11 protein-coding genes and 1 tRNA gene are annotated in these 14,718 nt (G+C 69.5%); 6 read left to right on the top strand and 6 right to left on the bottom strand.

Annotated features, from left to right (window positions below; translation table 11 throughout):
• The 5 genes from DMC18_RS09550 to DMC18_RS09530 all read right to left on the bottom strand — a co-directional run.
• Positions 1 to 990: type IV secretion system protein (locus tag DMC18_RS09550; protein WP_146218028.1), on the bottom strand; the 990-nt coding region annotated here is incomplete at its 3' end.
• On the bottom strand, positions 987 to 3,338 hold the full coding sequence (locus DMC18_RS09545; RefSeq protein ID WP_233245366.1) for a VirB4 family type IV secretion/conjugal transfer ATPase: 2,352 nt from the start codon (positions 3,336 to 3,338) through the stop codon (positions 987 to 989). The genes DMC18_RS09550 and DMC18_RS09545, both read right to left, overlap by 4 nt.
• Entirely contained in the window at positions 3,335 to 3,622 is a 288-nt protein-coding gene (locus DMC18_RS09540) for a type IV secretion system protein VirB3 (RefSeq protein WP_110121867.1), read from the bottom strand. Before DMC18_RS09540 ends, DMC18_RS09545 begins: the two co-directional genes overlap by 4 nt.
• 6 nt (positions 3,623 to 3,628) lie before the next feature.
• Complete coding sequence (locus DMC18_RS09535; RefSeq protein ID WP_110121866.1) at positions 3,629 to 3,961, bottom strand: TrbC/VirB2 family protein; 333 nt, start codon at positions 3,959 to 3,961, stop codon at positions 3,629 to 3,631.
• Entirely contained in the window at positions 3,961 to 4,578 is a 618-nt protein-coding gene (locus DMC18_RS09530) for a lytic transglycosylase domain-containing protein (RefSeq protein WP_110121865.1), read from the bottom strand. The genes DMC18_RS09535 and DMC18_RS09530 overlap by 1 nt, the downstream gene beginning before the upstream one ends.
• A 390-nt stretch (positions 4,579 to 4,968) precedes the next feature.
• Between DMC18_RS09530 and DMC18_RS25970 the strand changes: the two genes are divergently transcribed.
• Positions 4,969 to 7,446 carry a TonB-dependent receptor gene (locus DMC18_RS25970; RefSeq protein WP_158285887.1) on the top strand — a complete coding sequence of 826 codons (2,478 nt, stop codon included), beginning with the start codon at positions 4,969 to 4,971 and terminating at the stop codon, positions 7,444 to 7,446.
• 205 nt (positions 7,447 to 7,651) lie between these two features.
• Here the strand turns inward: DMC18_RS25970 and DMC18_RS09520 are convergent.
• Positions 7,652 to 7,726: transfer RNA gene (locus tag DMC18_RS09520), tRNA-Thr, on the bottom strand.
• A gap of 341 nt (positions 7,727 to 8,067) precedes the next feature.
• Here DMC18_RS09520 and murA point away from each other — a divergent pair.
• The 5 genes from murA (at position 8,068) to DMC18_RS09495 (ending at position 14,497) form a co-directional block, all read left to right on the top strand.
• A complete protein-coding gene (gene murA, locus DMC18_RS09515) occupies positions 8,068 to 9,360 on the top strand; it encodes a UDP-N-acetylglucosamine 1-carboxyvinyltransferase (RefSeq protein WP_110121864.1) in 1,293 nt (430 codons plus the stop codon).
• Between the two features lie 2 nt (positions 9,361 to 9,362).
• Positions 9,363 to 9,800: a DUF2948 family protein gene (locus DMC18_RS09510; RefSeq protein WP_370444057.1), complete on the top strand. Its 438-nt coding sequence runs from the start codon at positions 9,363 to 9,365 to the stop codon at positions 9,798 to 9,800.
• A 362-nt stretch (positions 9,801 to 10,162) separates the two neighbouring features.
• Positions 10,163 to 11,281, top strand: coding sequence for a hypothetical protein (locus tag DMC18_RS09505; protein ID WP_110121863.1), 1,119 nt, complete (start codon positions 10,163 to 10,165; stop codon positions 11,279 to 11,281).
• A 56-nt stretch (positions 11,282 to 11,337) separates the two neighbouring features.
• Positions 11,338 to 13,254 (top strand): M1 family metallopeptidase, encoded by a 1,917-nt coding sequence (locus DMC18_RS09500; protein ID WP_110121862.1) that lies wholly within the window; start codon positions 11,338 to 11,340, stop codon positions 13,252 to 13,254.
• Positions 13,255 to 13,324: 70 nt separating this feature from the next.
• Positions 13,325 to 14,497, top strand: coding sequence for a glycoside hydrolase family 5 protein (locus DMC18_RS09495; protein ID WP_158285886.1), 1,173 nt, complete (start codon positions 13,325 to 13,327; stop codon positions 14,495 to 14,497).
• The last annotated feature ends 221 nt before the right edge of the window (positions 14,498 to 14,718 follow it).

Here is a 14,718-nt window from a genome sequence, read left to right as displayed (position 1 = left end):
CACGTTGGCGGCGCGCGAGGGCGGCTCCAGCGGCGCGGCGGTCTGGCCGGCGCCGATCGAGGGAGAGGCCGCCTGGTCGCGGGAGCGTTCGCGTGGCAGGCGCAGGCCGGCGGCCATGACCGAGACGGCGATGGCGGCGGCCGTCACCACCAGGGCGAACACCAGGCTCAGCACAAGGACCGTGACCGCCGGGCCGATGTCGAGCTCGGCGAACTGCTGGGCGGTCTTCATGGCCGCCAGCGCCTTCAGCGACGGGGTCATCATCGCCAGTTCCAGCGCCAGGCCCAGGGTGGCGACCATCGGCAGCAGGGCCAGGGCGATCATCGCCTTGATCCAGCCCTCGACGAGGCCGCGGGTGGCGTCGAACAGCAGCAGGCCGGCGACCAGCGGGGCCAGGCCCAGCAGGATCGACAGCACCACCTTGCAGGCCAGGACCGCGCCCAGGCTGGTGAGCAGCATGACCAGGCCGCCGACATTGGCCGCGAAGGCGGCGAAGCCCGGCCCGCCCTGCAGGGCGGTGTCGCGCGCGCCGGCCCGGCTGGCGAAGTGCTGGGCGGCCTGCTGCAGGACGTCGTAGGCCGACTGCAGGCGCAGATAGGGATCGGCCTTGCCGGCCTCGCCGCTCAGCTGGCCCAGCAGCAGGGCGCCCAGCTCGGCCGGGGCCTTGAACAGGGCGTCGTAGGCCAGGGTCTCCAGCAGCGCCCAGTTGGTGGCCAGGGCCACGACCAGGGCCATCTTGACCACGGCGATGGTGGCGTCGCCGATCCGCAAGGACCCGCGGCCGAGCACCAGCCGGTAGCCCATGAAGGCGACATAGACGGTCATCAGCACCGTCAGCAGGGTCGAGACCGGCGAGCCGGGCGCGGCCAGGGCGGCGTAGCCGGCCTGGGCCAGGCCGTGCACCTGGCAGTCGACCGAACCGATCAGGCCTTGCACGAGGGCCGCGTCGGCGGCGGGACAGGCGCCCAAGGCTTGAAGGGGGGGGGTCATGCGGCGTCCCTCACCAGCTTGGCCATCCAGGCCTCGGGCGCGTCGCCCAGATGTTCGCGCAGGGCGTCGAGCCGGCGCACCGTGCTCTCGCGTCCCGACAGCACCGTCAGCAGTTCGGGCGAGCCGGAGAGGTTCAGGCGGGCCACGACGCTGTCGGTGCCGTGCTTGATCAGGAAGCAGCGGGCGGTGTCGGGCAGGCTGCGGACCAGCTCGAACTCGTGCTCGGTCAGGCCGAAGCCCTCGCAGTAGTCCTTCGCCTGGGCCTTGGGATTGGCCATGAAGATCTGGGTGGCGGCCTGCTCGACGATGGCGCTGGCGATGCGGCTTTCGAGGGCGTCCTGGGCCGACTGGGTGGCGAAGCCGACCAGGCCGTTGCGCTTGCGCAGGGTCTTTTCCCAGTCCTTGATCCGGGCCACGAACACGTCGTCGTCCAGCGCCTTCCAGCCCTCGTCGACGACGATCAGGGTCGGGTGGCCGTCGAGGCGCTGCTCCACGCGGTGGAACAGGTACATCATGGCCGGAGTGCGCAGAGCCGGGTCGTCCAGCAGCTGGGTCATGTCGAAGCCCAGCGTCGCGGCCGACAGGTCCAGGCCGTCCTGGGCGTTGTCGAACAGCCAGGCGTGCTCGCCGGTCCCGTGCCAGGGCGCCAGGCGCGCGGCCAGATCGGCGGCGTCCGGGCGGCGCGAGCCCTTGAACAGTTCGGCGAAGAACCGCAGGCGACGCAGCTTCGGCGCCTGGTCGTAATTGGCGTCGACCGCGTCCTTGATGCGGGCCAGGTCGTCCGGCGTCAGGCTCTCGCCCGGTTGCGACACCAGGCGCGCGATCCAGTCGGCGACGAAGCGGCGGTTGGCCGGCGTGTCTTCCAGCGCCAGGGGGTTGAAGCCCGTGGCCTGACCCGGACGCAGCACCTCGTAGCGGCCGCCGATGGCGCGCAGGAAGATCTCGGCCCCGCGGTCCTTGTCGAAGAAGACGGTGCGCGGCTGGTACTTCTGGGCCTGGGCCAGCAGGAAGTTCAGCACCACGGTCTTGCCCGAGCCCGACGGGCCGATGATCGTGAAGTTCCCAAGGTCGCCCTTGTGGAAGTTGAAGTGGTACGGCCCGGCCGAGGTGGTCTCAAGCAGCGTCACCGCCGGACCCCAGTGGTTGCCCAGGGCCTTGCCGACCGGGAAGTTGTGGCCGCTGGCGAAGCCGGCGAAGTTGGCGGTCGAGATCATCGCCCGGCGGGCGATGTCCTTGAAGTTGCCCGGGAACTGGGCCCAGAAGGCCGGCTCCAAATTGACGTCCTCGCGCACGGCGATGGCGCCCATCTCGGTGAAGGCCGACAGCACCTCGGCGGTGGATTGGTCGAGCCCTTCCAGGCTCTCGCCGCGCACCAGCACCGACAGGTGATGCTCGCCGAAGGCGGCCCGGCCGCTGACCACGTCGTCCTTGGCGCGGATCAGGTCGGCTTTCAGGCTGACGCCGTCGTCGTCGGCCGCGCGCATGCGGCGCAGGGCCAGGTTCATCTTGTCCAGCGTCGGCTGGCGATCGACGAAGCCGAAGCTCTGGGTGACCACCATCTCGCAGGGCAGGCGCAGCAGGTCGTCCAGCATCCCCGGCGTGGTCTGGGCCGGGTAGTCCTTGACCGAGACGATCGAGGCGAAGCCGCGCGCCAGGGCGCCGGCCCGCGACAGCTCCAGTGTCTCGTGGCCGAAGCTGACCCGGCGGTAGGGCAGGTACTCGCCCGCGTCGCCTTCCGGCGCCAGCACCGGGCGCATCTCGCCGTTATAGAGGCAGGACAGGAATTCCAGCGGCTCCGAGCAGGTCCCGTTCGTGCCCTCGTACTGGCCGAGCACTCGCGCGCCATAGGGCGCCAGGGCCGAGACCAGGCTGTCGCGGGCGGCGTCGAGTTCGCGGCGGTCCTGGGTCTTCTGGCCGGCGGTTTGGGCTGGGCCCTTGGCCAGGCGCAGGGCCCTGTCGATCAGCCCGCCCTGGCCTTGCAGCGGCCGGCGCACGATCGTCAGGAAGAGGTCGTTGACGTAGAGCTTGCGGCCGGCGAGGCGGTCGCTCCAGTCGGCGTCCACCTGCCTGCTGAAGGCGTCGGAGAACGCGCCCTCCGTGCCGACCCTGGCCTCGCGGCGGATGATGTGGTGGTAGACGGCGAAGCGCGAGCTGGCCAGGCCGCGCAGCATCACGTCGCGCACCGCCTTGCGGTAGTTCAGCGTCTCGCTGTCGGCCGTCTCGAACGGCAGGCCGGCCAGGTGGATCACCTGCAGCAGCAGCCCGTCGCGGGTCTCGATCGTCCGCGCGTCCAGGTGGCGGGCGTAGGGCAGGCGCTTGCCGGCCGACGCTTCCTTTTTCGGATTCACGGTTGGTAGCTGTTGCATCGCCAGGCCCGGAAATTGGGAACGCGGGGGCAGCGGCTGACCTTGGCCAGCCACAGGTCGAAGATGCGCGGTTCGCGCAGGCAGGCCGCGTAGCCGATCGCGTGGACCACCAGCGCCGCGAGCAGGGCCCAGAACGACTTGGTGATCAGGAACAGCTCGGTCGTGACCACGCCGTTGACGACGAAGTAGCTGTAGGTCACGCCGGCGAACATCTGGGGCCGGGTCAGGGCCCCGAACACCACGTCGCGATCGAGGGGAGCGGCCATCGGGCTCTACGCGCCCGCCGCGGTGCGGATGCCGCTGACGATGGTGGTGGCGCCGAACAGGATGAAGCAGCCCAGGATGACGGTCGCGCCGTAGCGCCAGTTCATCCGCCCGGTCAGCATCATGAAGCCGACCGCGGCCACGGCCATCACCGCCACGGCGGTGGCGACGTTGCCCATCAGCGTGCCTTGCAGCCACAGCACCCCCGACAGCACGGCCGACGAGCCTTGCGGGTCGGCCAAAGTGACTTGGGATTGCGCGGCCTGGGCGTGGGCCTGGCTGGCGGCGGCGAGGAGGGCGGTCGCCAGGGCGGCGGCGCGAACGCTTACAAGTTTACGCATCAGTTGGGGGCTCCGAGGGCGGGGAGGGCGAGGGCGGGCGCCGCCACGGCCATGCGGCCGAGGATCGAGGCGACATAGGCTTGGGTCTCGGCGTAGGGCGGCACGCCGCCGTGCTTGAGGACGGCGCCGGGGCCGGCGTTGTAGGCGGCCAGGGCCAGCTTCACGTCGCCGCCGAAGCGGTTGAGCATCTGGCGCAGGTACATTGCCCCGCCCTTGATGTTCTGGGCCATGTCCGAGGGATCGACGCCCAGGTCGCGGGCGGTGGCCGGCATCAGCTGCATCACGCCCATGGCGCCCTTGCGCGAGCGGGCGGCGGGGCGGAAGCGGCTCTCGCGCCAGGCCACGGCCTCGACCAGCTTGGGATCCAGGGCGTAGTCGGCGGCGGCGGCGTGCAGTTCGCGCCGGACGGCCTCGCTGGCCACGGTCTCGACGACGGCGACGGGCGGCGGCGCGATCGCCTCGACCGCTTCGCCGGTGAAGACGGCCGGACCGTCGAAACGGGTGACCTGGCCTTCGTCGCCGATTTCCAGGACCTGGGCGGCGGCCGGGGCGGCGAGCAGGCAGCAGGTCGCGATGGCCGCCAAGCACATGGCCTGGCGGGCGAGATCGAACGTCATCGACGCTCCCCCGTACAGCTTTGGTTAAACGATATGCTTAATGCATGTGTATAAGGCCCGCCCGACTCGCGTAATGCGGCAGGACAGCGCATGAGGTAGCCAGTTATCTATGTCGTAAAGTCTACGTATGAAGTTGTTTCAAGTTAATCGGCGTTAAGTACTTCGTGTTTCTACTTATGCTGAAGCTTCCCGCGCGGTCTGCGAAAACGGTCAAGCTCGGCCGTTCATCCGAGTCCGGACTTCCGCGCGGGTCGCGAGATCATCGCCGCGCGCCTGACGTGGCCCGAACGACGATCCGAAGCATCGCCGTGATTGTTTCCGTCCGGTGATGGTGCTGCACAACTTACGCCTTAGGAGCCCTGCTTCGCTCATCCTGGACGAAGAGGGACCATGGCCGTCGCACCGTTTGTCATTCTGGCCGCAGCCGCCCTGTCGACGGCCCCGGACGCGGCTCCAGCCGCGACGCCGACCGACGTCTCCGGCGTGGTGGTCGAGGCGACCAAGCGCGGCGAGGCGCGAGGCGGCCAGACGCCGCTGGTCGCCTACGACCCGATGCAGATCCAGGCCTTCGGCGCGGCCACGGTCGACGAACTGATCGAACTGCTGGAAGCCCAGACCACCAGCGCCCGCGGCGGCTCGCCGGTGTTCCTGATCAACGGCCGCCGCATCTCGGGCTTCCAGGAACTGCGCGGCCTGCCGACCGAGGCCATCGAGCAGTTCCAGATCCTGCCCGAGCAGACCGCCCTGGCCTACGGCTACAGCGCCGACCAGCGGGTGGTGAACATCATCCTGCGCGAGCGCTTCCGGTCGCTGTCCGAGCAGGTCGACGCCGAGCGGCCCCAGGGCGGCGGGCGCACGGTCGGCAGCTCGCGCACCAACGCCCTGCGCATCCAGGGCGGCGCCCGCACCTCGCTGAGCCTGGATCTCAAGAACCAGTCGGCCCTCTACGAGGACGAGCGCGACATCGACCGCTCGGAAAGCGGCGGCGTCACCACCAACCGCACGCTCGCGCCGCGCCTGCGCCAGGCCCAGCTGTCGGGCGTGGTCAAGCGCGACCTGACCGACAAGATCGGCCTGACCCTCAGCGGCGGCCTCAAGGCGGTGGACCAGGGCAGCCGCCTGGGCCTGCCGGAGGTCGCCGACGACGTCTATGTCGATCGGCCCGACACGCTCCAGAAGCGCACCAAGACCACGACCGCCGATCTCGGCGCGCTGGTCGACGGCTTCGTCGGCTCCTGGGCCACGACCGGCAGCCTGGCCTATCAGCGGGTGGAGACCAATTCGGTCACCGGCCGAGGTCTGGACACGACGGCGCTGGATGCGGCGATCGACGCCGGGACGGTCGATCTTTCCGGCGACCTCGGCTCCTACCTTTCGGTGCTGGATCCGACCCGCGCCGCTTCGGTGGCCCAGAGCGTGACGGGAGAGGTGGTGACCAACGGGTCGCTGCTGCGGCTGCCGGCGGGCGCCGTGCGCCTGTCGCTGAAGGTCGGCGGCGATCACTCCAGCCTCGACAGCGAAAGCCTGGTCGAAGGCGTCTCCACCAGCCGCGAGGTGTCGCGCGACCAGGGCTCGGTCCAGGCCAGCTTAGACCTGCCGCTGCTCGCGGCGGGGGAGGGCGTGGGAAAACGGCTCGGCGCGGTCTCGGCCAATCTCAACCTCGCCGCCGCGCAGGTGTCGGATTTCGGGACCCTGCGCACACTCGGCGCGGGCCTCAACTGGACGCCGGTCGAGAAGCTGGTCTTCACCGGCGACTACACCACCAAGACCACGGCCCCGACCCTGTCGCAGCTGAACGATCCGACGCAGACAACGCCCAACGTGGCGGTGTTCGACTACGCCACCGGCCAGACGGTGTCGGTCACCCAGACCAGCGGCGGCAACGCCGACCTGGAGGCGCCCGAAAGCCGCATCCTGCATTTCGGCGTCAACTGGACCCCGACCTCCAGGCACGCCCTGCAGATGAACCTGAACTGGACCCGCACCGAGGTGCTGGACGGGATCAGCAGCTTCTCCAGCGTCACCGCCGGCCTGGAGGAGGCGCTGCCCGAGCGCTTCACCCGATCCGCCGACGGAACCCTGCTCAGCATCGACGCCCGGCCGATCAACGTGGCGCGCGAAGTGAAGGAAGAGGCCGCCTGGGGCTTCACCTTCTCGCGCGCCTTCGGCAAGCCCATGCAGTTCCCGCCGCGCCAGGGCTTTGGCCCGCCGGACGGCGGTCCTCCCGACGGCGGCCCGCCGCCGGGAGAAGGAGGCGGTCCGCCTCCGGGCGAGGGCGGCGGTCCTCCGCCTGGCATGGGCGGTCCCGGCGGTGGTCCCCCGGGCGGGGGTCCTGGCGGCCCTCCCGGCGGCGGGCGGCGTCCGGCTGTGATGATGCGGCCCGGCCAGGGCCTGATCAACATCTCGCTGACCCACACCTGGCGGCTGAAGGACGAGGTGACGATCCGCGACGGCTCGTCGGTGCTCGACCTGCTGAACGGGGATTCCATCTCCGGCTCCGGCGGCGAATCCGAGCACGAGGTCAAGCTGCAGGTCGGGGCCTCGCGCCGCGGCGTCGGCGGCTTCGTCAACGCCAAGTGGGAGTCCGGCACGGTCACGAAGGGCAACGGCCTGACGCCGGACTACAAATTCGGCGACCTGGCGACCGTGAACCTGCGCCTGTTCGCCGACCTCTCGCAGCGCCGCGAGTGGGTGCAGAAGCATCCGTGGCTGCGGGGAACGCGGGTGACGGCCGAGGTCACCAACCTGTTCGACGCCCGCACCAAGGTGACCAGCAGCGACGGAACCCTGCCGCTGACCTACCAGCCCGACTATCTCGATCCGCTGGGCCGTGTGTTCCGCATCGGCTTCCGCAAGATCGTGTTCTGACGTGAGGAGAGGGGGCGGCCCGGCGGGCCGCTCCTGATCCGGCGGGCGATTCCGGCCGGAGAAATGGCGCGCTTCCAGCTTCGGCGGACGGCTTTGTCCGTCCGGACGCGACTTCGCGCGCGCGAACGATCGCGCCGCCTGACGTTGGGAAAGCTTTGCGATTTCAGGGGTGTGGTGGGGACCCAGACTTCCGTCTGGGTCCCCGTGGTGCCGCCGGGCAGGATTGAACTGCCGACCTCAGCCTTACCAAGGATGCGCTCTACCACTGAGCTACGGCGGCGACGAGGAGGGGCGTATAGCCAACGATTTCGGGGATTGCAAAGCCCAAATCGCGTTGACTGAACGTCGCGGGCAATTCACCTGTGGACACATGAGTCAGTCATCGAAGCCAAACCCCAGTCAGGACAAGGAAAAAGCCGAACGCGAGGCGCGTCTGGCCCAGGCCCTGAGAACCAACCTCCGCCGTCGCAAGGCGCCCGCCAGCGCGTCGGCCAAGCCGGAATCGGCTTCGGAATAGGAATCGGCGCGGCCTCTTGCATGCCCCCTTGCAAGCGTTAGAACCGCGACCTCACATGTGACCCGCGTGGAAGACGGCTTTTCCGCGCGTTCGAGGGAATTTCATTGGATCGCATCGCCATCACCGGCGGCGCGCAGCTGAACGGGACCATCCCCGTCAGCGGCGCCAAGAACTCTGCCATCAAGCTGATGGCCGCCAGCCTGCTCACGGATCAGCCGCTGCGGCTGACCAACATGCCGCGCCTGGCCGACACGCGATTCCTCGGCAAGCTGCTGACGCGCCTCGGCGTCAGCGTCACCGAAAGCGACGACGGTCCCGACGGCCAGCAGACGATCCTGCACGCGCCGGAGATCACCAGCGGTTTTGCGCCCTATGACCTGGTGCGCCAGATGCGCGCCTCGTTCAACGTGCTGGGCCCGCTGGTCGCCCGCTCGGGCCAGGCCAAGGTCAGCCTGCCTGGCGGCTGCACCATCGGCGCGCGCCCGGTGGATCTGCACCTTCAGGCGCTGGAGGCCCTGGGCGCCAAGATCGACCTGCACGAAGGCTACGTCTACGCCCAGGCCCCGCGCGGCCTGAAGGGCGCCGAGATTGTCTTCCCGATCATCTCGGTGGGCGCCACCGAGCACGCCATGCTGGCCGCCGTGCTGGCCGACGGCGTGACGGTGATCCGCAACGCCGCCTGCGAGCCGGAACTGGCCGACCTGCAGGAATGCCTGAACGCCATGGGCGCCAAGGTCGAGGGCGCGGGCACCCCCACCATCACCATCACCGGCGTCGCCCGCCTGAACGGCGCGACCCACTCGGTGATCCCCGACCGTATCGAGATGGGCACCTACGCCGTCGCCGCCGCCATGGCCGGCGGCGAAGTGCGCCTGACCAAGGCCCGCCCCGAACTGATCGAGAGCCTGTCGGTCAAGCTCGAGGAGGCCGGCGCCACGGTCGTCCGCACCGAGGACGGCGTCATCGTCAAGCGCAACGGCTCGCGCCTCAACGCCGTCGATCTCGAGACCGCGCCGTTCCCCGGCTTCGCCACCGACCTCCAGGCGCAGTTCATGGCCCTGATGACCACGGCGAACGGCGAGAGCCGCATCCGCGAGACCATCTTCGAGAACCGCTTCATGCACGCCCCCGAGCTGATGCGCCTGGGCGCCGACATCTCGGTGCACGGCGGCGAGGCCCGCGTGCGCGGCGTCGCCCAGCTGGAAGGCGCCGAGGTGATGGCCACCGACCTGCGCGCCTCCGTCAGCCTGGTGATCGCCGGCCTGGTGGCCCGCGGCGAGACCGTGGTGTCGCGCATCTACCACCTCGACCGGGGCTTCGAGCGCCTGGAAGAGAAGCTGGGCGCCTGCGGGGCCCAGGTGCGCCGCATCAAGGGCGACGGCGAGCCGGAGCTCTGAGCATGAGCGCCGCGCCCCTCCGCCTGCTGGCCCACGAGCCGGAAGACCTGCCGGTGATCTCGGCGGCGTTGCAGGACGCCGTCGCCAAGATCGGCGACATCCGCTGGGACGCGGCCGCCCGCACCCTGACGCTGGCCTGCAACCGCTTCCGCTGGGAAGCCGGGGCTAAGAAGAAGGGCGGCGAGCGCGTGCGCTCGGCCCTGCAGCTGGGCGACGTCACCGGCGTCCAGGCCCGCAACCTGCGCCGCGACGCCAAGCAGGCGGTGGTCGAACTGCTGTCGGTCGCCTTCGAGCCGGGCGCGGAAGCCCCGGGCGGCGTGATCCTGCTGACCTTCGCCGGCGGCGGCGACCTGCGGGTCAGCGTCGACTGCGTGGAAGCGGCCCTGGCTGACGTCTCCGAACCCTGGGCCACGCCCCGGACGCCGGGTCACGAGGGGTAGGTTCTCCCTCTAGTCCCGTCTGCATCGGTCCTGGAGGGGTTGCTCACGCCGCCCCCTCTCTCATGGAGAGAGGGAGGGGCCCGCGCCGTAGGCGTGGGAGGGTGAGTGTGTAGGCGAAGCCCCTGGACGATCTTAGCGATGTTGCAGACGAAGTGCCGGCACGCCGGTTGAGGGTGTAACCACTCACCCTCCCATGCTCCGCATGGGCCCCTCCCTCTCTCTAAGAGAGAGGGAAATGGGATGCCGTCGACGCCCACGAGTCCGGATGGTCCGTTAACCAACCAAGCTTCTGATTTCCAAACATTTCAAATCACATCCGACCTGATACGTTAACCCGCAGTTGAATCGACTTCGAGTGCGTGATGACCAGGATCGGCTCTCAGGGCTACGCCGCCGCCTACGCCTATGCGGGCGCGACGAGCAGCCAGACGGGAACCACTACCGCCGCGCAGGCAAAAGCGGCGGAAGCCGCCAAGACCGGCGCGTCCAGCGTCAGCGTCACCCTGTCGGCGGAAGCCCAGGCGGCCTTGGCTGCGGCGAGCAACGACGGCCGTAGCCTCGCTACCGTGGTCTCCGACGCCCGCAAGAGCCTCGACGCCCTGCTTTCGGCCGCCAAGGCGACCAGCGCCCTGAAGGACGGCAAGGCGACGATCGACGTCTCTGGCCTGGACCGTCGCAGTCTCTACGCCGTCGCTTCGAACCAGGGCGGAAGCTTCCCGATCGAGGAGCAGGTGGTCGCCAGCCTCCAGCTGAAGGCCGGTCTCGACAAGGCTCTGGCAGGCCCCGCCGCCGACGCCCGGGTCACCGGCGACTATGCCGGCCTCTACAAGGCCGCCCTGGCCCGCCACGAGGCCGCCGGGACCGAGGAGAAGGGGACGCTGGCCTGGCAGAACGCCAAGACCGCCCTGGTCGAGGGCCTGCGCCAGGCGACCGCCAAGCCCGGTACCGCCCCGACCGGCATCGCCGACGATCCGGTGGCCGCCTATCTCAAGGAAAACGGCGGGGTCGTCGCCAATCCGCGTTCGCGCGACATCGACGCCGTGGCCTCAGACGTCCGCACCGCGCTCGACCGCCAGTATTCGCTGGCGACCGGGGAGGGCATGGCGACCGACGGCGAGTCCGGAACCATCGACTTCACCCGCTTCGACGATCGCTCGCTGTCAGCGATCGCCCTGAACAAGGGCGGCCAGTTCTCCGAGCACGAGATCAAGGAAGCCGCCGACGAGGTGCGCGCGCGCAACCGCGAGGGCGTCTCTTCGAACTGGAAGTCGGCCCAGCAGTCGGGCGACGCCTCGGTGTTCGGCCGCAACCTCGTCTCGCAATACGTCTCGATGAGCGACGAGGAGCGCGAGGCCGTCGGCTGGACCCCGGCCCTCTACGACAAGATGGTCTCGCTGCAGACCCTGTCGGACAAACTTTCCTCGATGTTCGGCGCGGACGGAACGCTCAAGACGGGTATGAGCCTGCTCGACTATCTGTAGGCCCCGGTATCTGGAATAAGAGGCGCAAAGTTCCGCTTCCACGGATTCATCGTCTCATGTCCCTGATCTCGAACACCTCGCGCGCCCTGCTGGCGGCCGCGCTCCTCGGCGGCGTCGCCGTCCCGGCCCTGGCTTCGGCGGCTCCTGCGAAAGCGCCCATGATCGCGCCGCTGTCCACCCGCTCGGACGCCAAGGACATCCACTCCTACGCCAAGCCGCAGGTCGCCCGCGTCACCCACGTCGATCTCGACCTGACGGCCGACTTCGCGGGCAAGAAGATGGTCGGCAAGGCCGCCCTCGACCTCAAGCTCGCGCCCGGCGCCAAGGAAGTCGTGCTCGACACCAAAGGCCTGAAGATCAAGTCGATCACCAACGCCCAAGGCAAGGCGCTGAAGTGGACCCTCGGCGCCTTCGACCCGCATCTGGGCGCGCCCCTGACCGTGACCCTGGCCGGCGCCAAGCGCATCGTCGTCGCCTATGAAAGCGCCCCCGACGGCGCGGCCCTGCAATGGCTGTCGCCCTCGCAGACGGCCGGCAAGGTCAAGCCGTATCTGTTCAGCCAGGGCGAGGCGATCCTCAACCGCACCTGGATCCCCACCCAGGACAGCCCGGGCATCCGCCAGACCTGGACCGCCCGCATCGTCGCGCCCGAGGGTCTGAAGGCGGTGATGAGCGCCGAGATGCTGACCCCCAACGGCGAGCCCGTCGCCGGCGGCGGTCGCGCCTATCGCTTCAGGATGGACAAGCCGGTCGCGCCCTACCTGATCGCCATCGCCATCGGCGATCTCGCCTTCCAGCCGCTGGGGCCGCGCACCGGGATCTATACCGAGCCCTCGGCCCTGAAGGCCGCGGCCTGGGAGTTCGCCGACGTCGAGAAGATGGTCGAGGCCGCCGAGAAGCTCTACGGGCCCTATCGCTGGGGCCGCTACGACCTGCTGGTGCTGCCGCCGTCGTTCCCGTTCGGCGGCATGGAGAACCCGCGCCTGACCTTCGCCACCCCGACGGTGATCGCCGGCGACCGCTCGCTGGTCAGCCTGGTGGCGCACGAACTGGCCCACTCCTGGTCGGGTAACCTGGTGACCAACGCCACCTGGGCCGACTTCTGGCTCAACGAGGGTTTCACGGTCTATTTCGAGAACCGGATCATGGAGGCCCTCTACGGCAAGGACACGGCCGCCATGCTGGCCGACCTGGGCTGGACCGACCTGCACGAGGCGATCGAGGAGGCCGGCGGCATGACCGGTCCCGACACCCGCCTGCACATCGACCTGACCGGCCGCGATCCCGACGACGGCATGACCGACATCCCCTACGAGAAGGGCGCGGCCTTCCTGCGCACCATCGAGAAGGAGGTCGGCCGCGAGCGCTGGGACGCCTATCTGCGCGGCTATTTCGACCGCCACGCCTTCCAGCCGCAGACCGCCGAGGGCTTCATCGCCGACCTGCGCGCCAACCTGTTCAAGGGCGATGCGGCGCTGGAAAAGAAGATCGACGTCCAGCGCTGGATCTACCAGCCGGGCCTGCCCGAGAACGCCGTCCACGTGCAGTCCAAGGCCTTCGAGCCCGTGGACGCCGCCGCCAAGGCTTTCGCCGGTGGCGGCGTTGCGCCGGTCGAGGCCTGGAAGGGCTGGGGCACGTCGGAGCGGGTACGGTTCGTCGGGCAACTGCCGCGCAAGCTGACGCCGGCCCAGCTGGCCGCTGTCGACGCCGCCTTCGGTCTTTCGGCCCAGGGCAACAGCGAGATCCGCTTCGCCTGGCTGCAACTGGCCATCGCCAACCGCTACGAGCCGGCCGTGCCGTCGCTGGAGCAGTTCCTGACCGGTCAGGGCCGCCGCAAGTTCGTCGCCCCGCTGTTCGTCTCGCTGTGGGGCCAGGGCGACTGGGGCCAGCCGATCGCCAAGCGCATCTATGCGGAGTCCCGGCCGCTCTATCACGCCGTCACCCGCGAGACGGTCGACAAGACGGTGAAGTAGGGGCCGCTTGCGCCCGAGGGTATTTGTAGGATGAATGCGCTCCGTCCCTTGCTGGTGGCGGAGCGTTTTCTTGTCGGCATTCCTTAGAGGCCTCGCGGCCGCCCTGGCCTGCGCATTGCTGGCTGTCCCGGCGCTCGCCGCGCCCAAATACCCGCTCTCCACGCGAGGACCCGACATCGTCGACGCCAAGGGGACGAAGGTGCGACTGGTCAGCGTCAACTGGTTCGGCGCGGAGTCGGCCGAGTTCGTGGTCGGCGGGCTGGACAGGCAGCCGCTCGACGCGATCGTGAAGACCATCAAGGCTGGCGGCTTCAACTCGGTGCGCCTGCCGTGGTCGAATGAGCTGGTCGAGCGCGACCCGGTGGTCGAGGACCGCTTCCTGGCCGCCAATCCGAAGCTGAAGGGCAAGACGGCGCTGCAGGTGTTCGATGCGGTGGTCGACGCTTTCGGCCGCGAGGGCCTGATGGTGGTGCTCGACAACCATCGCAGCCGCGGCGACTGGTGCTGCGACGAGGCCCATGGCGATGGCCTGTGGTGGACGCCCGCCTATCCCGAAAGCGCCTGGCTGGCCGACTGGAAGACGATGACGGCCCGCTATGCGAACCGCCCCTTCGTGGTCGCCGCCGAACTGCGCAACGAGATCCGGCCCGACCCGTCCCTGGGCCTCAAGCCGGTCTGGGGCGGCGGCGATCCGCGCACCGACTGGTGGGCGGCCTCCATGCGGGGCGCGGAAGCCGTGCTGGCGGTCAATCCCAAGCTGCTGATCGTGGTCGGCGGCATAGACTACCAGAACCACCTGACCGGCGTGCGCGAGCAGCCGGTGACGCTGTCGGTTCCGGGCAAGCTGGTCTACGCGGCCCACGACTACGCCTGGAACCGCAAGCCCGAGGAACTGGCCGATCCGGCCCTGTTCGCCCTGCGCTCGCATGAGCGCTGGGGCTTCGTGCGCGACCCGGGCCAGCCCTGGACCGCGCCGGTCTATATGAGCGAGTGGGGCGGCTGCACCCAGAACGGCCCCGACGGCCAGCCCTGCAAGAACGACCGCATCCTCTTCGTCCAGGCCCTGGCGAAGTATGCGCGCGATACCGGCATCGACTTCGCCTGGTGGCCGCTGAACGGCACGCAGTCGGGCGGCTACAACCGTACGGCCGGAGCGGTGGAGCCCTACGGCCTGCTGGATCCGACCTGGGGCAAGTGGGTTGATCCGAAGGTGGTCGAGGCGCTGACGGGGAAGGTCCCCTAATCCTCACGCCCCTCTTCGCCTTCCTGGGCCTTGTGCCCAGGATCCAGGGTTCAGCCTGCTCAGACTTTTGCAGGGCGGCCGAGGTCTGAGCAGCTGCCGGCATGGGCCCTCGCCACGAGGGCGAGGGAGGCGGATTTAGGAAGCGTCGGGACTCAGCCCCAACCCCCAAACCGTAAAACCCCCGCGAAAGCGGGGGCCCAGGCTTTTTATCGTAGAGCGCG

Source organism: Caulobacter sp. D5 (assembly GCF_003185805.1).
Taxonomy (GTDB): domain Bacteria; phylum Pseudomonadota; class Alphaproteobacteria; order Caulobacterales; family Caulobacteraceae; genus Caulobacter.
Note: the sequence above shows the minus strand (reverse complement) of the source record. Positions and strands in the feature narration are given on the sequence as shown.